Consider the following 22,060-nt stretch of genomic DNA (forward strand, 5'->3'; position numbering starts at 1 on the left):
ATGGCTAATATTCAAGAAAAAATAAGTAACTTTTTGCCGGAAGCGACATTTGTCGAAGGACAAATTCTCGAAGCCGTCATACCGGCTAAAGACTGGCAGCGGGTTGCCCGTTTTTTACGTAACGACGAAGAGTTACAATTCGATTATTTAGTTTCTCTTATCGGTATGGATTGGGGAGAGACATTAGGGTGCGTATATTATTTCGACTCTACGGTTCATCATCATCAAGTATCGGTAAAAGTAGAAACATCCGACAAAGAAAATCCTTTAATTTATAGCGTTTCGGATATCTGGGCGGTTGCTTATCTGTACGAAAGGGAAGTGTTCGACTTTTATGGCATCCGTTTTATCAATCATCCCGATATGAGGCGTCTTTTCCTGCGCAATGACTGGGTGGGATATCCTTTGAGAAAAGATTACGATATAAATCCGGAAGTGAATCCTGTACGTCTCGAGAATGAGGAAGCTGACGATACGGCTCCTTCTATTGTCGAAACGGCTGACGGTAAACTGGAAGAACGGGTGAACCGCATTTTTGCTTCCGAAGAATTTGTCGTGAACATAGGTCCGCAGCACCCTGCAACCCATGGTGTTTTGAGATTGCGTACTTCTTTAGAAGGTGAGAATGTTAAGAAAATAGATGTGTACTGCGGTTATATTCACCGGGGTATCGAAAAATTATGTGAATCGTTGACCTATCCTCAGACATTGCATTTTGCAGATCGTCTCGATTATCTTTCGGCACAACAGAACCGTCATGCGATTTGCCTCTGCGTGGAAGATGCTTTACAGATAGAAGTTCCTATGCGAGCTCAATATATCCGTACGATGATGGATGAGCTGATGCGTATATCTTCTCACTTGCTTTTTTATGCTACCTTCTGTATGGACTTGGGCGGTACTACGGCTTTCTTTTATGGTTTCCGCGATCGTGAAAAGATACTGGACATTATGGAAGATACTTGCGGTGCCCGTATGACGTTCAATTATAATGTGATAGGTGGCGTTATGGCAGATCTTCATCCCGATTTTCAGCGGAAGGTGAAAGAATTTTGCCAGATTATGCCTAAAATGCTGAAAGAATATCATCAGCTCTTTACGGGTAATGTCATTGCCCAGCAACGTATGAAAGGTATAGGAATTCTTTCCCGGGAGGAAGCTATTTCCCGCGGAATGACCGGACCGAGCGGACGTGCTTCGGGATGGGCCTGCGATATTCGTAAATTATATCCTTACGGGGTTTACGATAAAGTGGAATTCAACGAGATATTACGTACCGAAGGAGATGTCTTTGCTCGTTATATGGTACGTATGGACGAGATCGTGGAGTCTATACATATTTTGGAACAGTTGGTGGATAATATACCAGAAGGCGACTACGCCGTAAAAATGAAACCTGTTATCAAATTGCCGGAGGGACATTATTTCCGTCAAGTAGAAGCTAGCCGTGGAGCAATGGGTGTATATATAGAAAGCCGCGGAGAGAAATATCCTTATCGTCTTAAACTCAACTCTCCTTGTTTCCCGCTGGTCGGAGGACTGGATTCGATGTGTCGCGGCGGTAAGATCGCCGACCTTATAGCAATTGGCGGTTCTCTTGATTATGTAATCCCCGATATTGACAGATAATAAGTAGTAGTAATATATAATAAGAAATATATCATGTTCGATTTTTCAATAGTAACACATTGGATAGACAGTCTATTACGGGATTATTTGCCCGGATGGGGAGCCCTTCTCATTGAATTTGTATTGGTTGGTGTGGCTTTGTTACTGCTGTATGCAGTTTTGGCCTTGTTCTATATTTACTACGAACGTAAGCTTTGTGCTTTCTTTCAGTGTCGTTTAGGCCCGAACCGTGTGGGCCCTTACGGAATTATCCAGAGTGTGGCCGACATGTTCAAAATATTGATCAAAGAGCTTATCGAGATTAAGCATGTCGATAAATTTCTTTTCGCCCTGGCTCCTTATCTGGTGATTGCCGGTTCTATGCTGGCATTCGGATGTTTGCCTTTTGGCAAAGGTTTGCAGGTCATAGATTTTAATATCGGTATTTTTTTCCTGATAGCAGTATCTTCCATCGGTGTATTAGGTATACTGCTTGCGGGATGGTCCAGTAACAATAAATATACGTTGATAGGTGCTATCCGAAGCGGTGCGCAGATGGTAAGTTACGAGTTGTCCATCGGTCTGTCAGTATTGACGATGGTCGCGTTTGCGGGTACGATGTCCATTACCGGGATTGTAGAAGCGCAAAATAACGGATGGTTCATTTTTACGGGTCATATTCCTGTGATCATAGCATTTCTGATATATCTGGTTGCGGGTACGGCTGAAACTAACCGGGGACCATTCGACCTTCCCGAGGCTGAAAGTGAATTAACCGCCGGTTACCATACCGAGTATTCCGGTATTCATTTCGGTTTCTTCTATCTGGCCGAATATCTGAACCTCTTTATAGTATCGGGAGTCGCTGCGTTGCTTTTCTTTGGCGGTTGGATGCCTTTGCATATTCCCGGATGGGAAGGATTTAACCAGATTATGGATTATATACCTTCGGTGATTTGGTTCTTCGGAAAAGCAATTGTGATTTCTTTCATTATTATCTGGTTTAAATGGACATTCCCGCGTTTAAGAATCGATCAGCTTTTGCGTTTGGAATGGAAATATTTATTACCTTTGAATCTCGTGAATCTGTTCCTGATGGTTTTAATCATCATATTCGGACTGCATTTTTGATAAAAAGGTTGTGACAGATTTCAATAGTTGATTATAAATAATAACTGTTATACAGTAAAAGATATGAGAGATAAATTCGGATACATAACACAGGTAATCGGTCCTGTTGTCGATGTCACTTTCGAGGGAGAGGACAACGAGGTTCCGCCTATTTATGCCGCATTAAAGATCGAACGTGAGAATGGTACCGATCTTATCGTGGAAGTAGAGCAGCATATAGGGGAAAATACGGTTCGTTGTGTGGCTATGGATACCACCGACGGTCTTAAAAGAGGTATGAAGGTAATCGATTTGCAACGGCCTCTGTCTATGCCTACCGGCAATCAGGTGAAAGGCCGTATGATGAATGTGATAGGTGATACTATCGACCACCTGCCTCCTTTGGACTACAAGAACCTCAAATCGATACATCAGGAAGCACCTGCGTTTGAAGATCTCTCTATCAGTACCGAATTCCTTTACACGGGTATTAAGGTTATCGACCTGCTGGAACCATATTCCAAAGGGGGTAAAATCGGTCTTTTCGGTGGTGCAGGTGTAGGTAAAACTGTATTGATCATGGAAATGATCAACAATATAGCTAAGGGGCATAACGGATTTTCGGTGTTCGCCGGTGTAGGAGAACGTACCCGTGAGGGTAATGACCTGTTACGCGAAATGTTGGAATCGGGTGTTATGTCTTACGGTGAAAAATTTGAAAAAGGTCTGGAAAAAGGAGAATGGAATTTGCAGGATGTAGATATGGAGAAAGTAAATAATTCTCAGGCTACTCTTGTTTTCGGCCAGATGAACGAACCGCCGGGTGCACGTCTTCGTGTAGCGCTGTCGGGCCTTACCGTCGCCGAGCAATTCCGTGATTCGGGAGACGGAGGTAAAGAGATATTATTGTTTATTGACAATATATTCCGTTTTACTCAGGCCGGTTCCGAAGTTTCTGCATTACTGGGACGTATGCCTTCGGCCGTAGGATATCAGCCGACTCTGGCTTCTGAAATGGGTAAATTACAGGAACGTATCACTTCTACGAAACAAGGTTCTATTACTTCGGTACAGGCTATTTACGTACCTGCCGACGACTTGACCGACCCGGCTCCTGCTACGACTTTCAACTTTCTTGATGCTACTACAGTGCTGAGCCGTAAAATTGCCGAGTTGGGTATCTATCCGGCTGTCGATCCTTTGGAATCCACTTCCCGTATTCTCGATCCTCTTATAATCGGAGAAGAGCATTATCAGGTAGCGCAATCGGTAAAACAACTGCTTCAACACTATAATGAATTGCAGGATATTATCGCTATCTTGGGTGTGGACGAGCTTTCCGATGAAGATAAACTTGTCGTGAACCGTGCCCGTCGTGCCCAGCGTTTTCTTTCCCAGCCTTTCCATGTGGCAGAACAATTTACCGGTGTACCGGGGGTTATGGTTCCTCTTGAAGAGACGATTCGCGGATTTAAGATGATCCTTAACGGCGAGATGGACGAATATCCCGAGCAAGCCTTTATGAATGTGGGAACAATAGACGAAGTGATTGTTAAGGGCAAAAAGATGATGGAACAGGCTAAGGCCAATAAATAAAGACAACTATGACACTCGAAATAATATCTTCGGAAAAAGTGATTTTTAAAGGTGAAGCCGAGCGGGTTACTTTACCGGGGGCTTCCGGTGAATTCACCGTACTTGATCACCATGCTTCGCTTATTTCTACACTTACCGACGGTGTGGTGGAGTATGTATCCGGAGGTGAAACGCATACGGTTGCCGTAAGCGGAGGGTTTGTAGATGTAGATAACAACCGGGTGGCTGTTTGTATTCCCGGATAATGAGATACAGACAGGTGCTACCGAGCATAAAGAATGAGATGAAGAAATATATTATTTACATATTGAGTTCTCTTTTCCTGTTTTCGGCTCTTCCCGTTTTTGCGGGAGAAGAAGAAAAGGAGGAAAAGTCATTCAATCCCAAAGAGACGATTTTCGAGCATTTGCTCGATAATTACAGTTGGGAAGTACCTTTCTCTCACGAACTGAAGATACATTTGCCGGTCATTGTCCGCGATTATAAAGGCGACTGGAAAATTTTTAGTTCGGGGAAAATCGAGAAAGGCGGTAGTCATGAAGGTCTTTATATTGCCAAAGAAGGTAAGAACAAAGGTAAAATAGAAGGAGTGGACGACCAGGGTAATACTTATCGTCCGTTGGATCTTTCTATTACTAAAAATGTGTTTGCTCTTATTATATCCGCTTTTGTTTGTGCGTTTTGTGTATTTTCCGTAGCACGGTGGTATCGCCGCAATCGGTTCAAAGCGCCCCGGAAAGGGAGCGGTATCATGGAGTTTGTTATTGAAATGATTTATCGGGATGTCATTAAAAGCACATTAGGAGATAAAGCTTCCCGTTTCGCACCTTATTTGCTTACGGTTTTCTTTTTCATCCTTACGATGAATCTGATGGGGCTTATTGTTATTTTTCCGGGCGGAGCCAATCTTACGGGTAACATTTCCATAACACTGGTATTGGCCGTATGTACTTTTATCATGGTAAACGTACTGGGGACAAAAGGATATTGGAAAGAAGTATTCTGGCCCGATGTTCCTACCTGGCTTAAATTTCCTGTACCCATCATGCCTATTATCGAGATATTCGGGGTATTTACCAAACCGGCAGCATTGATGGTGCGTCTTTTTGCCAATATGATGGGAGGGCACCTTATTATCCTTGCATTGATATCTCTGATATTCATATTCGGTTCTATGGGAGTTGCCGTCTTAAGCGGGACGACTGTGATCTCGGTATTGTTTTCGCTTTTTATGATGCTTATAGATACATTGGTATCTTTTATCCAGGCATATGTATTTACCATGCTTTCGACCCTGTTTATCGCTTTGGCACAGGTAAAAGAGCATCAGAAAGAAACAAGATAATAAGAATGTATAACTTTTAAACAACAAAACTATGTTAGGAATGATTTTATTACAAGCAGCAGCCGGCGTAGGCCTGGCTAAATTGGGAGCCTGTATTGGTGCTGCCATAGCAGCTATCGGAGCTGGTATCGGTATTGGTAAGATTGGTTCTTCGGCTATGGAAGCCATCGCCCGCCAGCCGGAATCTACTAACGATATTCGTAGTAACATGATTGTGATCGCCGCATTGGTTGAAGGTGTGGCTTTGTTCGCAGTTATTGTTTGTATCATGTCCTTATTCATTTAATAAAATATGGAACTGTTCACGCCCGAATTGGGATTGGTCTTTTGGATGTTCGTGGTTTTCGCGATTCTTTTTGCCATTCTTGCAAAATTCGCCTGGCCGTTTATAATTCGCAGCATCGATGAGCGGGCTGCCTTTATTGACAGGGGAGTCGAATATGCCGAAGAAGCTAAAAATCGTCTCGATAAAGCCGAAGAAGAAGCCCATGCCCTTTTGGTCGAAGCGCAAAAACAACAATTGGATATTCTTCGCGAAGCTGCCCAGCTCAAGTCTCAGATTATAGAAGAGGCACGTAAGGCAGCCGGTGTCGAAGCCAAGAAAGTGATGGACGCTGCGGCCGTGTCGATTGAACAGGCCCGTAAGGAGTCGGAATTACAGTTCCGTACCGAAGTAAGTACGTTCGCATTGCAGATTGCGGAAAAAATGATGCGAAAAGAACTGTCGAGTGACAAGGCACAGGCCGAAATGATCGACAAACTGTTGAATGATATAGAGAATAAAAATTAACCGTTATGAACGAAGGATTGATACCTAGCAGATATGCCAAAGCGTTGTATAAGTTTGCAACGGAAAAAGGTTCTGCACAAAAGGTTTACAATGAGTTGGGCGATTTGGTGAATAGCTTTTCTACTCATCCGGCATTAGGCAAGGCTATGGGAAATCCGGCTTTACCGGCCAGGGACAAAGAGCAACTCTTGGCAACGGCAATGGGAGGTAATCCCGATGACAGCCTCCTTCGTTTCGTTCGTTTAGTTATCCGAAACCGTCGTGAGTCATTTATGAGAGCCATTGCGCTCACGTATCAGAGTATTTACCGGGAGGCCAATAACATTGCCCGTATTACGGTCGTTACTGCGGTGACTCTGGGCAGTGAAGTGCTGGATAAGATAAAGGCTCTTATGCAATCTAAAACAGACAAGACGCTGGAATTTGTATATGTGACCGATCCTTCTATTATCGGGGGATTCATCCTGAAGGTAGATTCCATGCAACTGGATGCTTCGGTAAATAATGAATTAAAGAAATTGCGTTTAAAATTAATAAACAGCAAGTGATATGATTAAACCAAGTGAGATATCAGATATTTTAAAGCAACAGCTCGACGAGGTTGACTCAAAAATAGATTTCGAAGAAGTAGGTACCGTGCTCGAAGTTGGGGACGGTGTCGCTCATGTTTACGGATTGGATAATGTACAATCCAGTGAACTGGTCGAATTTGAGAATGGAGTACGTGGCGTGGCGATGAATCTGGAAGAAAGTAATGTGGGGGTTATTTTGCTCAATAATGTGGATAAAGTGACTGAAAACATGACTGTGCGCCGTACGGGAGAGATTGCTTCTTTACCGGTAGGCGAAGGCTTGCTGGGCCGTGTTATCAATACGTTGGGCGAACCTATTGACGGAGCAGGTCCTATCCAGGGTGAAACGGTGAGGCTTCCGCTGGAACGTAAAGCTCCCGGAGTAATTTTCAGGCAGCCGGTGAACGAACCGTTACAGACAGGTATCAAGGCTGTAGATTCTATGGTACCTATCGGACGCGGACAACGTGAGCTGATTATCGGTGACCGCCAGATCGGTAAAACATCTATTGCTATAGATACGATTATTAATCAACGTGAGAATTATAAAAACGGCAAACCTCTCTATTGCATCTATGTGGCAATAGGGCAGAAGGCTTCTTCGGTTGCGGCTTTGGTCAATACTTTGCGTGAACATGGTGCTTTGGATTATACGGTAATACTTGCAGCCAATGCTTCCGATTCGGCAGCGATGCGTTATTATGCGCCTTTTGCGGGTGCTGCTATCGGTGAGTATTTTCGTGATAGCGGACGGCATGCGCTTGTCGTTTATGACGATTTGTCTAAGCAAGCCGTATCATATCGTGAAATTTCTTTGATTCTCCGTCGTCCTTCAGGACGTGAGGCCTATCCTGGCGATATTTTCTATTTGCACTCCCGTTTGTTGGAACGTGCGGCAAAAATCATTGCCAATGATCAGGTGGCTGCGACAATGAACGATCTTCCCGAAGCGATGAAACCTTTGGTAAAAGGCGGAGGCTCGCTTACGGCACTCCCTATTATCGAAACTCAGGCTGGTGACGTATCGGCGTATATTCCTACTAATGTTATCTCTATTACCGACGGACAGATATTTTTGGAAACAGCTCTGTTCAATCAGGGTGTGAGGCCCGCTATCAATGTAGGTATTTCTGTATCCCGTGTAGGTGGTAATGCCCAGCTGAAAGCAATGAAAAAAGTAGCCGGCACGTTAAAGATAGACCAGGCTCAGTTCCGGGAACTGGAATCATTTACCAAGTTCGGTGGAGATATAGATCCGGTTACAGCTATGGTTATCGATAAAGGACGCAAGAATGAACGTATTCTTATACAGCCTCAATATTCTCCTGTGCCAGTAGAAGATGAAATTGCCATTATTTATTGCGGAACTCACGGCTTATTACAGTCGGTTCCTTTAGATAAGGTTACTGATTTTGAAAAGTTGTTCTTACAGATATTAAAAGCTAAATATGACCACGAAGTGATGGATGAGTTACGTGCCGGCCGTCTTACCGACGAAGTTTCGGCCCGTATCGAAGAAGTTGCGACAGAAGTGGCAAACCGATTTAAGGAGTAAGAGATATGGCATCAATGCGCGAACTGAAGGGAAGGATAGGCTCTGTCGCTTCTTCCGAAAAAATCACCGGAGCCATGAAGATGATATCTTCTGCGAAGATGCATAAGACCGAACTGGCTGTGCGTCGCGTAAGACCGTTCCGGAATCAGATTCAGAATACAATCAATAATTTGTTGGCTTCCGACGGGGAATACGAATCTCTGTTGACCGAAAAGCGTGCGGTGAAACGTGTGGCTTTAGTCGTGTTAGGCTCTGACGAAGGATTGTGCGGCGCATTCAATATCAATATATCGAAACTGTTACTGGAAACCATCCGTTCGATTAAAGAGTCGTCCGGGGGGGATATATCGTTTGTCATTTACCCGGTCGGGAAAAAGATCGTTGTTTTTACCGAAAAACTGAAAGGAGACGATATAGAGGTTGCCGATATTCCTTATATGACAGCGAAAAGCGTACCATCGGATGTCAGCCGTTTTTGCAAGGAGCTTATAGAATCTTTCGAGAAACAGGACGTGGATCGGGTTGTGCTGATATATACCCATTTTATCAGTATTAGCAAACAGGTTTTTACATCTTTGGATTTTCTTCCGATAGAAGCTTCTAATCTGGGGAATCCGGAGGAAGCCAAAGTGAAGAATAAACCGTATATTTTCGAACCTGACGGGAATACGATATATAATACCGTACTTCCGTTATATCTGCTGGCAACTTTGCAGGAGGTGGTCAGTGAGAGCCAGGCTTCGGAACAAGCGTCCCGTGTTATGGCGATGCAATCGGCCAACGACAATGCACACAAATTGTTGGAAGAGTTGCAACTGGAATATAATAAACTGCGCCAGCAGAGTATTACTACCGAGTTGCTGGATATTCTCGGAGGCAAGGTTGAATAGAAAAATGATAAGATAAAGGACGGAGAAACCGGAAGTGCACGGTTTCTCTATTTATGATATGCGAATTAATTTGAGTTTTTAACCTAAAATAGATCAGTTCTATAAAGAAATTTATGGGAAGTTTTAAAAATTACATCACCTCTTTTTTCAGTGGCTTGAAGAGCTTGCTAAAAGGCATGCAGGTTACAGGAAAAGAGTTCGTTACTAAAAAAGTGACCGAGCAGTATCCCGAAAACAGGGCTACATTGAAAATCCCCGAGAGGTTCAGGGCAAAACTTACTCTTATCTATGATGAGAACGGACAGCACAAATGTATTGCTTGTGGTATTTGCCAGAATAATTGTCCGAATGGTACTATTACCATTGAGTCTTCCAAGATTACTACAGAGGAAGGAAAAACAAAAAAAGTGTTGGATAAATATTTATATGATTTGGGAAGTTGTACTTTCTGTCAGTTGTGTGTAACTACTTGCCCTCATAATGCGCTTGAGTTCACCAACGATTTCGAACAGGCAGTATATAACCGTGAGAAACTGGTAAAACAACTGAATCGTCCGTCCGACAATAAACCGGTGGAAAAATAATAATATTATGGAACAAATAGCAAATCAAGTTATTTTTTATTTGTTGTCGGCAGCTATTATCATCTTTTCGGTGATGACAGTGACAACAAGGCGTATCCTCAGAGCTGCCACTTACCTTCTTTTCGTACTTTTCGCGACGGCAGGTATATATTTTCAGCTCGATTATACATTCCTGGGAGCGGTACAGATAGCTGTTTACGCAGGAGGTATCATCGTGTTATTCGTTTTCTCTATTCTGCTGACCAGCCATCCGGGCGAGAAATCATCGGTTATTACGAGTAAAAAACGGTGGTTGGGATTGTCGGCTGCTATAGTCGGTACGCTCGTCTGCGGTTATACATTACTCACTTATCCGTTCTTTACGAAGCCTTTAATAGGAGGAGAAGTAAACATGAAACTGATAGGTAATACGTTGATGGGAATGGATAAATACCAGTATCTTTTGCCTTTCGAGGCGATCAGTGTTTTATTGCTGGCTTGTATAATTGGTGGCATTTTGATTGCCCGTAAAAGATAAATGAATATGGAAATACCTATGATTTATTATCTGGTGGTCAGTACCATCATGTTTTTTGCCGGAGTTTACGGTTTTATCACCCGTAAGAATATGCTGGCTATGCTTATTTCTCTGGAGTTGATGCTTAATGCCGTGGATATCAATTTCGTGGTGTTTAACCGTTATCTTTATCCCGAAGCGCTGGAAGGACATTTCTTTACGCTTTTCGCGATAGGAATTGCGGCGGCCGAGACGGCTCTTGCCATTGCCATCATACTCAATATTTTCCGCAATATTCAGAATGTTGAAGTGAAAAACCTTGATAAAATGAAATTTTGATTATTGCTTAAAGAAAACAGATTATGGAATATTCAATTATAATACTTTTGTTACCGCTGGCCATGTTCCTCCTTCTGGGACTGGCGGGCTATAAAATGAGTAAACGCTTTGCGGGTATATTGGGAACTCTGGGTATGGCTGTGACGGCAGCCCTGGCCTATACGGTGGCTTTCCAGTATTTCACGATGCCCCGCGTAGATGGTGTATATCCTACACTTCAACCTCTTAATTTCGTATGGTTGCGTTTTACCGAGTATCTGCATATCGATTTGGGTATCTTGTTAGATCCTATTTCGGTGATGATGCTGGTGGTGATAACGACTGTTTCCCTTATGGTGCATATTTACAGTTTGGGTTACATGCATGGTGAGACCGGTTTCCAGCGTTATTATGCGTTCCTTTCGTTATTCAGTTTCTCGATGCTGGGTCTCGTTGTCGCTACAAATATTTTCCAAATGTATATATTCTGGGAGCTTGTAGGTGTATCTTCTTATCTTCTTATCGGGTTTTATTATACTAAGGCTGCTGCGGTTTCTGCTTCCAAAAAGGCATTTATTGTTACCCGTTTTGCCGATCTCGGTTTCCTGATAGGTATTCTTATCCTGTCGTTCTTTACCGAGACCTTCAATTTCGAGGCTCTCACGAGCAATCCCGGTGCAGTTCTTGCCAGTACGGCAGGTAAGTCTTTCATGGGACTTTCGGTTCTTACCTGGGCTATGGCTCTTATCTTTATGGGAGGTGCAGGTAAATCGGCCATGTTCCCGTTGCATATCTGGCTGCCCGATGCCATGGAAGGTCCTACTCCCGTATCGGCCCTTATACATGCAGCTACGATGGTCGTTGCCGGTGTATATTTGGTAGCCCGTTTGTTCCCGATTTATTTTGTGACTCCGGAAGTCTTGCACATGATTGCCTACATAGGTGCGTTTACCGCTCTTTTTGCGGCGGTCATCGCATGTGTACAGACCGATATAAAACGGGTGCTGGCTTTTTCTACCATTTCGCAGATTGCTTTTATGATGGTATCTTTAGGTGTAGTGGTCAGTATGTCGGGTCATGGCAGCGTAGGTTATATGGCTTCTATGTTCCACTTGTTCACTCATGCTATGTTTAAAGCATTATTGTTTTTGGGAGCCGGTGCCATTATTCATGCCGTACATTCCAATGAAATGTCTGCTATGGGCAATCTTCGCAAATATATGCCAGTTACCCATATCACATTCCTTATCGCGTGTCTGGCTATCGCCGGTATCTATCCGTTCTCCGGATTTTTCAGTAAGGATGAGATATTGAGCGCAGCGTTCCAGTTTAGTCCTTATATGGGTATCTGGATGACATTTGTTGCCGGGCTTACCGCATTTTATATGTTCCGTTTGTATTACCGTATTTTCTGGTGGAATAAACCTGATTTCGAACATACTCCTCACGAAGCTCCGCTTACTATGACTATTCCGTTGATGTTCCTGGCAGCCGTTACCTGTGTAGCCGGATTCATACCTTTCGGAGATTTCGTAAGCAGCAACGAAGAAATTTACCACATACATATCAATATGACGGTAGCTGCTACCAGTATAATCGTCGCGGTGATCGCTATCGCTTTGGCAACGTGGTTGTATCGTAAAGAAAATAACAAACCTACAGCTATGGCGAATGCGGTACGCGGATTCTATACGGCTGCATACCATCGTTTTTATATCGACGAAGTTTATCAGTTTATTACACATAAGATCATCTTTAATATCATTTGTACCTCTATTGCATGGTTCGACCGTCATATTATAGACGGAACCATGGATATGTTCGCTACCGTGACCAACAGCGTCTCGTATCGTATCCGTAAGCTGCAATCCGGTTATATACAATCTTACGTATGGATATTTCTCATGGGAGCGCTTGTAATAGCCGTATTGGCGATATGCTTGTAAAAACTAATGGTTGAAAGATATTTATAAAAAAAATTACTATGAATTTTCTATCTTTATTTGTGCTTATTCCTCTTTTGATGATGCTGGGACTGGCCTTGTCAAAGAATATGAAACAGATACGTACGGTAGCAGTAGTCGGCTCAACCATTCAGTTGTTGCTTGCCATTGGTACTGTGGTACTTTATTTACAGGAACGTGTGGCGGGAAATACCGATGAAATGTTGTTTGTCGCAAAGACGATGTGGTTCGCTCCGCTTAATATCCATTATGCGGTAGGTGTGGACGGTATATCGGTCGCCATGTTGTTATTGTCGGCTATCATTGTATTTGCAGGCGTTTTTGCATCCTGGAAGATACAACCGCTACCCAAAGAATTTTTCCTGTGGCTTATTTTATTATCGATAGGTGTTTTCGGTTTCTTTATTTCCATAGACCTGTTCACGATGTTCATGTTCTATGAAGTAGCCCTTATTCCTATGTACTTGCTTATAGGCGTATGGGGAAGCGGTAACAAGAATTATTCGGCGATGAAGCTGACGCTCATGCTGATGGGAGGCTCTGCATTCCTGCTCGTGGGTATTCTGGGAATATATTTCCATTCTTCGGTGGATGGCAACTTTACGATGAACATACTGGAAATTGCCAAGAATAATGCGATACCTCCTTTTGTCCAGAATTATTTATTTCCGCTGACGTTTGTAGGATTCGGTGTGCTGGGAGCTATGTTCCCGTTCCATACTTGGTCTCCCGACGGTCATGCTTCGGCTCCTACTGCAGTGTCCATGTTGCACGCCGGAGTTCTGATGAAACTGGGAGGTTACGGATGTTTCCGTGTTGCGATTTATCTGATGCCTCAGGCTGCTCAGGAGTTAGCTTGGATATTCCTTATCCTGACGGGTATCAGCGTGGTTTACGGGGCGTTCAGCGCTTGTGTCCAGAAAGACTTGAAATATATTAATGCATATTCTTCGGTAAGTCACTGCGGGCTGGTATTGTTTGCAATCCTTATGCTCAATACGACAGCTATGACAGGTGCTGTCCTTCAGATGTTGTCGCACGGTCTTATGACAGCTCTTTTCTTTGCGCTTATAGGCATGATATACGGACGTACACATACTCGTATGATTACTGAAATGGGAGGGTTGATGAAAATCATGCCGTTTCTTTCGGTATGTTATGTAATCGCCGGTTTCGCTTCTCTGGGTTTACCGGGACTTAGCGGATTCATTGCTGAAATGACGATTTTTGTCGGCTCGTTCCAGCATACCGATACATTCCATCGCGTATTGACGATTCTCGCTTGTACTTCTATTGTGATCACTGCCGTATATATACTGCGTGTCGTAGGAAAATTGCTGTACGGGAAGGTACAGAACGAGCATCATCGCGAACTTACCGATGCAACCTGGTTTGAAAAATTGTCGGCTGTTACATTGATAGTGGCTGTCGCCGGACTGGGTTCTGTTCCGGGTTGGATATCGGATATGATTAGTAAAAGTATAACCACAATTATTGAACGCTTATAAAATACAGAGTATGGACTATTCACAATTTTTATACATGCGCGGAGAGTTGTCGCTGTTGTTGGTATTCGTACTGATATTCCTGTTCGACACGTTCGGCTCGGAGAAGAGTAAAAAATATTTCTCCGTAACCGCCTGCCTTCTCTTTGCGGCACACACTATTTATAACATTATGCCCGCCGGTGATGCAACTGCATTCGCAGGAATGTACCATACATCGCCTATTATTTCGATTGTTAAAACCATACTTAATATCGGTACTTTAGCCGTTTTGATACAGGCGACAGGCTGGGTGGACACCGACGGTATAAAAATACGCCGGGGAGAGTTTTATGAACTTATTCTCATTACCTTGTTCGGAATGTACCTGATGATATCTTCCGGTCACTTCCTGCTTTTCTTTATCGGTCTGGAAACGGCTTCTTTACCGATGGCTGCTTTGGTCTCTTATAACAAGAGCAAAGAAGAATCTTTCGAGGCCGGTGCAAAATACCTGTTTACCGCCGTATTTTCTTCAGCTGTATTGCTGATGGGTATTTCTTTTGTGTACGGAATCGTCGGTTCGTTGTATTTTTCTGATATAGCCGGTATGATAGCCATGAATAACAGTGCTTTACTGATCGTTGCTCTTGTTTTCTTTATGGCCGGCATGGGATTCAAATTGTCTTTGGTTCCCTTCCATTTGTGGACTGCCGATGTTTATCAGGGAGCACCGACGCAGGTAACTTCATATCTCTCTGTAATATCCAAGGGAGCGGGTGCATTTGCTTTTATGCTTATTCTTTTTCATGCTTTCGGAACGATAGAGGTCGTATGGCAGAATATCCTGTGGGGTATTGTTGCTGTGACTATAACAGTTGCCAACCTGTTCGCTATTCGCCAAAAGAACTTGAAGCGTTTCCTTGCATTCTCTTCCATATCACAGGCCGGTTATATTATGCTGGGTGTTATGGCCGGAAGCGCTTATGGTATGGCATCGTTGGTGTATTACATTCTGGTTTATATTTTTTCCAATCTGGCTGCCTTCGGGGTTATCTCGGCTATAGAGAACAAGACCGGAAAAGTCAATATGGATGATTATAACGGATTGTATTCTACCAATCCTAAATTGAGTTGGGTCATGATGCTGGCTATGTTTTCTCTGGCCGGTATTCCTCCGTTCGCCGGATTCTTTAGCAAATTCTTTATTTTTGCTGCTGCAGCCCGCGAAGGTTTCTATGTGCTGGTTCTTATCGCTTTGATAAATACGATTATTTCGCTTTACTACTATTTGCTGGTCGTGAAAGCTATGTTTATCAATACGAGCGAAAATCCTGTTCCTGCATTCCGCAGTGATAATGCTGCCCGTCTGGGACTGGTCGTATGTCTGGGCGGAGTATTGTTGCTGGGTATTCTGAGCATCGTATTCAGTTTCATATCGGAATATAGTTTCGGAATTATCTGATACTATTAAAATATAATTATAAAAGGATCTCTTCCGACAGGAGAGGTCCTTTTTCTATTCCCGGAAATTTGTGCTACTTTTGTTCTGAAAAAATATATTTGATGAAATATAGAAATGTTTTTATCGATCTGGATGATACTTTATGGGATTTTAAATCCAGTTCGGCTGTCGCTCTGAAAAATTTATATGATAAATATGATTTGGATCACTTATTTCCCTCCTTTGAGGAATTCAGGGGATTATATATGAGAAAGAATCATGAATTATGGGAGCTTTACCATCATGGCAATATTACGAAAGATGAATTGATAGTGGAACGTTTCCGCTTTCTTTTGAAACAATCCGGTTATCAGGATGGGGAAGACTGTTATGCTTTGGAGTTAAATGAAAGTTATCTGATGCTTTTATCGGAACAAACATTATTGGTTCCGTATGCCATAGAGTTGTTGGAATATTTGAAAGCAAAGAATTACCGTTTATTCGTTTTAAGCAATGGTTTTACCGAGACCCAGTATAGAAAATTGCGTTCCGGAGGGTTGGAGTCTTATTTTGACAGAATAGTGTTGTCGGATGAAATTGGTGTGACAAAACCTAATCCGGAACTTTTTCGCTATGCGCTGGAAGTGACCGGTTCACAGATTGAAGATACCCTTATGATAGGGGACAATTATGATGCTGATATTATGGGGGCCCGTAACAGTGGCTGGGGACAGATTTATTATAATCCGGAGAATGTGCCGGTAACAGGAGTGATACCTGATTATATGGTCGGGGATCTGAGGGATATCATGACTATTTTATAGGAAAGGGATATGAAAGAAACGTTGATAATAAGGTCGGCAACAGAAAATGATGCGGAAGACATATTACGTATTTACTCATATTATGTCATGAATACGGTTATAACATTCGAATATACGGTTCCGTCTCTGGACGATTTTAGAGAACGTATAAGAAATATAATCTCTGTTTACCCTTTTTTGGTATGTCTCGTGAATGGTCGTATAGCAGGATATGCTTATGCATCGCCTCATATGGAACGTGCAGCTTATCACTGGAATGCGGTATTGTCGGTTTATCTCGAGAATAAATATACGGGACAAGGTATTGGTTCTATTTTATATGAAACTTTAATGGATATACTGAAAAAACAACATGTACAAAATGTATATGGTATTGTAACATATCCAAATATACCGAGTGAGAAACTTCATCTGAAAACCGGTTTCACCCCCGTAGGAATCTTTCATCATACGGGATTTAAATACAACCGTTGGCATGATGTAATCTGGTATGAGAAATTTATAGGAGACAATGAAAAAGAGCCGGAACCTTTGGTTGCTTATTCCCATGTGGAGGGGAATTTATTAAAAGTCGTTTTGGAAAATAATTGAAAATAAGGAACCGATCTCTGAAAAAAAGAATTTTCTTTAATCGAATTTTTTTAAAAAAGTAAGAATTTGTTTTTAAGAAATATATTATCTTTGATACTCGGAAATGAGTACTAATTCATCAAAATTATACAGCTATGTTAAGTAAAAAAATGGAAGAGGCATTAAATGCTCAGATTAATGCGGAATTTTGGTCGGCTTATCTTTATCTTTCTATGTCCGCACATTTTGCGGCAGCTGGAAATTCGGGTTTTGCAAACTGGTTTGAAGTGCAATTCAAAGAGGAACAGGATCATGCAGCTATTTTTACCAAATATATTCTTTCCCGTGGCGGCAAAGTTATGCTGAAACCTATCGACGGCGTAAAGACGGAATGGACGTCCCCGTTGAATGCTTTTGAAGATACGTTGGAACATGAACAAAAAGTTACGGCGATGATCAATAACTTGTATGCGATTGCTACGGAAGAGCATGATTATGCTACGCAGAGCATGCTGAAATGGTTTATCGATGAACAGGTTGAAGAAGAAGAAACAGCACAAGGCTTGATAGATAGTCTCAAAATGATCAAAGATAACGGTTTCGGACTGTACATGCTGGATAAGGAGTTAAAAGTCCGTGCTTATACTCAGGCTGCTCCGCTTGCCGGAAGTGCAGAATAATTTTAATATGTTATCATAGAGCCCTCTTTTTGAGGGCTTTTTTTGTTTTACGATAATTGTTTTATCGCATGGTCTTATTATGACAGGAAGATATTTTTGTCTATCAAAAAATGCCTGTCAGAAATACTTTAACTTTACGGAACGCGGTCGATATTTATAAATCGGGATTGCAGGATGAACAAGCCCTGAAATTGATTGAAGAAACGGTAGCAGATGCAATTTTACAGTCGTTGTCACCTGAATATATGGGATGTGGCCTTTATGAGGCGACCGGGCATATAGAATGCGAACCGTCTATAGATGCCGATTATTGTTTCCGAAAGTGGGGTTATATAGAAGAAAGTAATTATTTTGAACCTTCTTTTTTTGTTTGTACAAGCTGTGATTTGGAAATTGTCCTGTGGATTACCGGCGATCATGGCGAACCTTACTATCTCGATACTACCGAACTGGAGAGATACTTTTGTAAATCAGAGAGATTGTTATAGGATAACTGCTTTGTTTTTGTCCGATATTGGGTAAAAGAATTACTTTTGTATATAAAGAAGAACGGAGGATGAAAAAGCTCGTATGGTTGTCGGTTTTACTTTTTTCTTTCATATCTTGTCATCGGCAAGATATAAAAGAAATATTATGGGAAGCGGAAGAGTTATCAGACAGAAATCCCGACAGTGTACTCCTGATTCTGGAACAAATCGATTATCCTCAGAAATTGCGGCCTAATGAGAAGGCATTATTCGGTTTCTTAAAGGCCAGAGCAGATGTTATGCTGGGAAAATCTATGGCAAGCGATTCTCTAATTTTATACACATTAGATTATTATAAAGAAAATAATGATAGCATACGGTTGCTCAAGTCATATATTCCGGCTTTCCATTTTTATAAATGGAAGGGTGATACGCTCCATATGCTTCGCATCTGGAATAAAGGACTGTCTTTAGCTGTGGATTTGGAAGATAGTATTTCCATATCTTCTTTTTATGATATAATGGCTTATTGTCGTTTTAATCTGGGCAGAGATAATCCGGAATCTGTGGGTTATTTTAAGAAAAGCCTGAATTATCAGGATAAATCGAAGACATATTATATGCTCGGTCTCTGTTATGATACGATAGATAATGATTCTTTATACAATTATCTGGAGAAAGGAATAAAGGTAGCTTTGCAGCAAGAAAAAGATACATTAATAGCTTGTCATTACCTGCGTAATTATGCAGGTATAATGGTAAAGAGAAACAAAAGAGATAAAGCGATGGAATTAATCAGGCATACCTACCGTTTGTCTCCGTATTATAAGAACGTATTTGCTAATGATCTGATAATAGCTGAAATCTTTATTCGGGAGAATAACATGGATTCGGCTATGTTTTATCTCGATAAAGGAGAACAGGATAATCTTAATATGAGTTTCGGTAAAAGTTCACAAGAAAATTTTACTCTTAAGAATCTCTCCGCATTATATAGAAGTATTGTTAATTATACACGTAATCGTACATTGGATGTTCTCCCTATAGTCCGCTATAACGATTCCATTTATGTGGACATTAGAGAACAGTATAAACGGCTTCGGGAAAAAGATGAGATCCGAAATCAATTGGAACGCCAGAATCTGTTATTGGCAATAGACCGGCAACGTATATTTTTCGGGTCTTTAGCTTGCATTGTCCTTTTGATATTAATTATCGGGGCGATTTGTTTGTCTATTCGTAATCATCACTATAAGTTGGCTGAAGCGGAAGAACGTGTGGAGGTATTGACGCGCCTTTTGGACGATGCTGTAAAAACAAACCCGGGAAAGGGACCTGACGGTAATCTTTTTAAGAAAATATTATTACAACAGTTAGGCATCATACGTTTGGTTGCTGTATCTCCTTCGGTACATAACCGGGAACTTTTACGTCGTATGGCGGAGATAACCGATAAAGAATTACCTGTGGAATCATTATTGGTGTGGGATGACCTTTATTCAGTTATCGATTCGGCATATAATGGTTTTTATTCTGGGATGGTAAATCTGTATAAAGATATACTGAATGAAAAAGAGATACAGCTTTGTTGCCTGTTATGTGCCGGGTTTTCCACAAAAGAGATAAGTGTAGTTGCACAACAAAGCGTACCTACGGTTTACCAGCGTAAAACAACCATTCGCAGAAAGTTAGGAATGGATGAAAAAGAAGATATTGTCATTTTTATCGCCTCCAAAATATATATGTAATTCTCATATATAGATCATAAATTCATTTATATAGAATTTTTCTGAAATATACTGTTGTAATATAATGATAACTAGTGTATTATATAAATTAACTCAGAAAAAAATATAAGGTTATAGAATGAATCAACCTCACAAATAACTTAATTTTGATTCCGGCCCGTAATAAAGATTTGGGTGTTTTCTCTTTTAAATAAAATATATACCATTTTGCAATTTTATTTTTTGTATTGATATTGTAAATTATAAAAAATAGATTATGAAATTTTTTATCGTATTAATTGTCATTTTTATGTCGGTTACCTTTTCGGTTTTTTCCATAAACGATATAGCAGATTTTAAAGTCAGGAGTATAGAACGCAGGATCGTTGAGTATAAAGATACGTTCGATTTGTCTTCTCCGCTGAATTCATTCCTGACATTTGAATACTTAATAGTGAATGGAAAACGGGGTTTACAAAGAGAGGCGTCTTCATATCGTATAAAATCATATATGGCTAAGTCTGGTGCTCCAGCTGTGCAGATTAATGAAAGTAAGAGGAATGGTATACTGCACCGAACGATCCGGGAAGTATGGACTTATAAAGATTCAGTAGCAGCTGTTATAACAGATTATGTCGATTCTCTTTGTTTGATCAGATTTATGAGCTGTGAGGACGGAAAATGGCTTAATGCCGGAGAGGATATGAGTGTAACTCTTTTAAATGCGCGGAATGTCGTAAGAGAGAAATCACATAATTTTCTCTCTATGTTACGAAGAGTGCAATGCTTGAAATATGTACCTTCTGATACTTTGTCGTTTGTCAATTATTTAAATGAAGCAGGAATGGAACCGGAAGATTATTTGTTAAGGATGTTGGAGAAGCATAAGCTATTGATATATGGTGAAGTGCATAGGCGCAGAATATCGTGGGAGTTGATGAAGAGGGTAATCAGTGATCCCCGGTTTTACAAAACCACAGGAACTGTTTATATGGAATTATCGACCGATAAGCAAAAAGAATTGGACCGTTTTTTTGATAATGAAACTATCAAGCCGGATATTATTCTGAGTATATTTCAGGATGTTCAGATAAATGGATGGTATGACCGGGGTATGTATGAGTTTATACTTGAGTTGTGGAAGCTGAATAAAAGTTTATCCCCAAAAGACCGGATACGTGTTGTGGCAGTAGATATGCCACGTCCTTTCAGTTCTTTATATAGTAAAGAAGAATATAGTGATTTTTTCGATAATACTGAAGACCGTAATAACTGGATGGCGGACCAAATAGAAAGAGATATGCGCTCTGCTATTCATACACAGAGCCATTTGTTTATCGTAGGATGTGCACACGCGTATAAATCCAGTGTCCCTGGTATTGCTTCTGCAGCTTCGGGAGAGGATGCCCGTTTGACGGTCGCGGCGCAGTTAGCGGGACGTTTTAAACAAGAAGATGTATTTACCGTATTTTCTCATACTGCAATCATCAGTAATAATGGTGTGATTCATGGTAAAATAAGACACGGTGTCTTTGATTATGCTTTTATGAGAACCGGATATAAACCTGTTGCTTTCAGTTTGCAGAAAAGTCCTTTTGGGATGGAGCCTTTCGATGGGATTTATGAAATAAGTTATAACGAGAGTGCTGGTAATTATGTCGATAATTTTGATGGTTATATTTTTCTCGAGCCGTTGGAGAATGAGGAATCAGAATATATTCTTTATGATATATTCACAGACGATTACGTGCAGGAACTGAAAAGAAGGGCTGTTATATCAGATTCGGAACATGAACGATGGTATGGTCTCCCTGTAAAAGATTTGACAAAAGAAGCTATTATTTCTAATTTAAAAAAAGCTACAGAGGGGAAGAAGCGGTGGGAGGCTCTTTTTCGGTAATTGATAATATGAAATAAAAAAACAGACTGTTGCAAAACAGTCTGTTTTCGTTATGTGAGGTAAGTACGACTTATTTACTTAAAGCTTGAGTAACGTCTACGTGTTGGAGTGCATATGGCTCATCCTATCCGCGTTA

At 41.4% G+C, this 22,060-nt stretch carries 22 protein-coding genes; all 22 read left to right on the forward strand.

Annotated features, from left to right (window positions below; genetic code table 11):
- The 22 genes from OCV73_RS06780 (at position 1) to OCV73_RS06885 (ending at position 21,924) form a co-directional block, all read left to right on the forward strand.
- A complete protein-coding gene (locus tag OCV73_RS06780; protein WP_147550670.1) occupies positions 1-1,629 on the forward strand; it encodes an NADH-quinone oxidoreductase subunit D-related protein in 1,629 nt (542 codons plus the stop codon).
- A gap of 33 nt (positions 1,630-1,662) precedes the next feature.
- Positions 1,663-2,739, forward strand: a complete 1,077-nt coding sequence (gene nuoH / locus OCV73_RS06785) for an NADH-quinone oxidoreductase subunit NuoH (protein ID WP_147550672.1) — start codon at positions 1,663-1,665, stop codon at positions 2,737-2,739.
- Positions 2,740-2,802: 63 nt separating this feature from the next.
- Positions 2,803-4,314, forward strand: a complete 1,512-nt coding sequence (gene atpD, locus OCV73_RS06790; protein WP_147550674.1) for a F0F1 ATP synthase subunit beta — start codon at positions 2,803-2,805, stop codon at positions 4,312-4,314.
- Positions 4,315-4,322: 8 nt separating this feature from the next.
- Positions 4,323-4,559: an ATP synthase F1 subunit epsilon gene (atpC, locus tag OCV73_RS06795; RefSeq protein WP_147550676.1), complete on the forward strand. Its 237-nt coding sequence runs from the start codon at positions 4,323-4,325 to the stop codon at positions 4,557-4,559.
- A gap of 38 nt (positions 4,560-4,597) precedes the next feature.
- A complete protein-coding gene (atpB, locus tag OCV73_RS06800) occupies positions 4,598-5,659 on the forward strand; it encodes a F0F1 ATP synthase subunit A (protein ID WP_147550678.1) in 1,062 nt (353 codons plus the stop codon).
- 31 nt (positions 5,660-5,690) lie between these two features.
- Positions 5,691-5,945 (forward strand): ATP synthase F0 subunit C, encoded by a 255-nt coding sequence (atpE, locus tag OCV73_RS06805; protein WP_147550680.1) that lies wholly within the window; start codon positions 5,691-5,693, stop codon positions 5,943-5,945.
- A gap of 6 nt (positions 5,946-5,951) precedes the next feature.
- The gene (atpF, locus tag OCV73_RS06810; RefSeq protein ID WP_147550682.1) at positions 5,952-6,449 is read left to right on the forward strand and encodes a F0F1 ATP synthase subunit B; all 498 of its coding nucleotides are present in this window, start codon (positions 5,952-5,954) and stop codon (positions 6,447-6,449) included.
- Between the two features lie 5 nt (positions 6,450-6,454).
- On the forward strand, positions 6,455-6,997 hold the full coding sequence (locus OCV73_RS06815; RefSeq protein ID WP_147550684.1) for a F0F1 ATP synthase subunit delta: 543 nt from the start codon (positions 6,455-6,457) through the stop codon (positions 6,995-6,997).
- Between the two features lies 1 nt (position 6,998).
- The gene (atpA, locus tag OCV73_RS06820; protein WP_147550686.1) at positions 6,999-8,576 is read left to right on the forward strand and encodes a F0F1 ATP synthase subunit alpha; all 1,578 of its coding nucleotides are present in this window, start codon (positions 6,999-7,001) and stop codon (positions 8,574-8,576) included.
- A 5-nt stretch (positions 8,577-8,581) separates the two neighbouring features.
- The gene (gene atpG, locus OCV73_RS06825; protein WP_262512902.1) at positions 8,582-9,466 is read left to right on the forward strand and encodes an ATP synthase F1 subunit gamma; all 885 of its coding nucleotides are present in this window, start codon (positions 8,582-8,584) and stop codon (positions 9,464-9,466) included.
- A 113-nt stretch (positions 9,467-9,579) separates the two neighbouring features.
- Complete coding sequence (locus tag OCV73_RS06830) at positions 9,580-10,050, forward strand: NuoI/complex I 23 kDa subunit family protein (protein ID WP_147550688.1); 471 nt, start codon at positions 9,580-9,582, stop codon at positions 10,048-10,050.
- Positions 10,051-10,057: 7 nt separating this feature from the next.
- Positions 10,058-10,567, forward strand: coding sequence for an NADH-quinone oxidoreductase subunit J family protein (locus OCV73_RS06835; protein ID WP_147550690.1), 510 nt, complete (start codon positions 10,058-10,060; stop codon positions 10,565-10,567).
- 6 nt (positions 10,568-10,573) lie between these two features.
- Positions 10,574-10,885 carry an NADH-quinone oxidoreductase subunit NuoK gene (nuoK, locus tag OCV73_RS06840; RefSeq protein ID WP_243764611.1) on the forward strand — a complete coding sequence of 104 codons (312 nt, stop codon included), beginning with the start codon at positions 10,574-10,576 and terminating at the stop codon, positions 10,883-10,885.
- A gap of 23 nt (positions 10,886-10,908) precedes the next feature.
- A complete protein-coding gene (gene nuoL, locus OCV73_RS06845) occupies positions 10,909-12,810 on the forward strand; it encodes an NADH-quinone oxidoreductase subunit L (protein WP_147550692.1) in 1,902 nt (633 codons plus the stop codon).
- A 38-nt stretch (positions 12,811-12,848) separates the two neighbouring features.
- Positions 12,849-14,336, forward strand: coding sequence for a complex I subunit 4 family protein (locus tag OCV73_RS06850; protein WP_147550694.1), 1,488 nt, complete (start codon positions 12,849-12,851; stop codon positions 14,334-14,336).
- A gap of 10 nt (positions 14,337-14,346) precedes the next feature.
- Positions 14,347-15,777 carry an NADH-quinone oxidoreductase subunit N gene (locus OCV73_RS06855; protein WP_147550696.1) on the forward strand — a complete coding sequence of 477 codons (1,431 nt, stop codon included), beginning with the start codon at positions 14,347-14,349 and terminating at the stop codon, positions 15,775-15,777.
- 101 nt (positions 15,778-15,878) lie between these two features.
- Positions 15,879-16,580, forward strand: coding sequence for a YjjG family noncanonical pyrimidine nucleotidase (locus tag OCV73_RS06860; RefSeq protein ID WP_147550698.1), 702 nt, complete (start codon positions 15,879-15,881; stop codon positions 16,578-16,580).
- 9 nt (positions 16,581-16,589) lie between these two features.
- Positions 16,590-17,171 carry a GNAT family N-acetyltransferase gene (locus OCV73_RS06865; protein WP_147550700.1) on the forward strand — a complete coding sequence of 194 codons (582 nt, stop codon included), beginning with the start codon at positions 16,590-16,592 and terminating at the stop codon, positions 17,169-17,171.
- A 134-nt stretch (positions 17,172-17,305) separates the two neighbouring features.
- Positions 17,306-17,830 carry a ferritin gene (locus OCV73_RS06870; protein ID WP_147550702.1) on the forward strand — a complete coding sequence of 175 codons (525 nt, stop codon included), beginning with the start codon at positions 17,306-17,308 and terminating at the stop codon, positions 17,828-17,830.
- Positions 17,831-17,940: 110 nt separating this feature from the next.
- Complete coding sequence (locus OCV73_RS06875) at positions 17,941-18,318, forward strand: hypothetical protein (RefSeq protein WP_147550704.1); 378 nt, start codon at positions 17,941-17,943, stop codon at positions 18,316-18,318.
- A 68-nt stretch (positions 18,319-18,386) separates the two neighbouring features.
- Positions 18,387-20,045 carry a helix-turn-helix transcriptional regulator gene (locus OCV73_RS06880; protein ID WP_147550706.1) on the forward strand — a complete coding sequence of 553 codons (1,659 nt, stop codon included), beginning with the start codon at positions 18,387-18,389 and terminating at the stop codon, positions 20,043-20,045.
- 256 nt (positions 20,046-20,301) lie between these two features.
- Complete coding sequence (locus tag OCV73_RS06885; protein ID WP_147550708.1) at positions 20,302-21,924, forward strand: ChaN family lipoprotein; 1,623 nt, start codon at positions 20,302-20,304, stop codon at positions 21,922-21,924.
- Positions 21,925-22,060 lie beyond the last annotated feature (136 nt).

The organism is Barnesiella propionica (assembly GCF_025567045.1).
Lineage (GTDB): Bacteria > Bacteroidota > Bacteroidia > Bacteroidales > Barnesiellaceae > Barnesiella_B > Barnesiella_B propionica.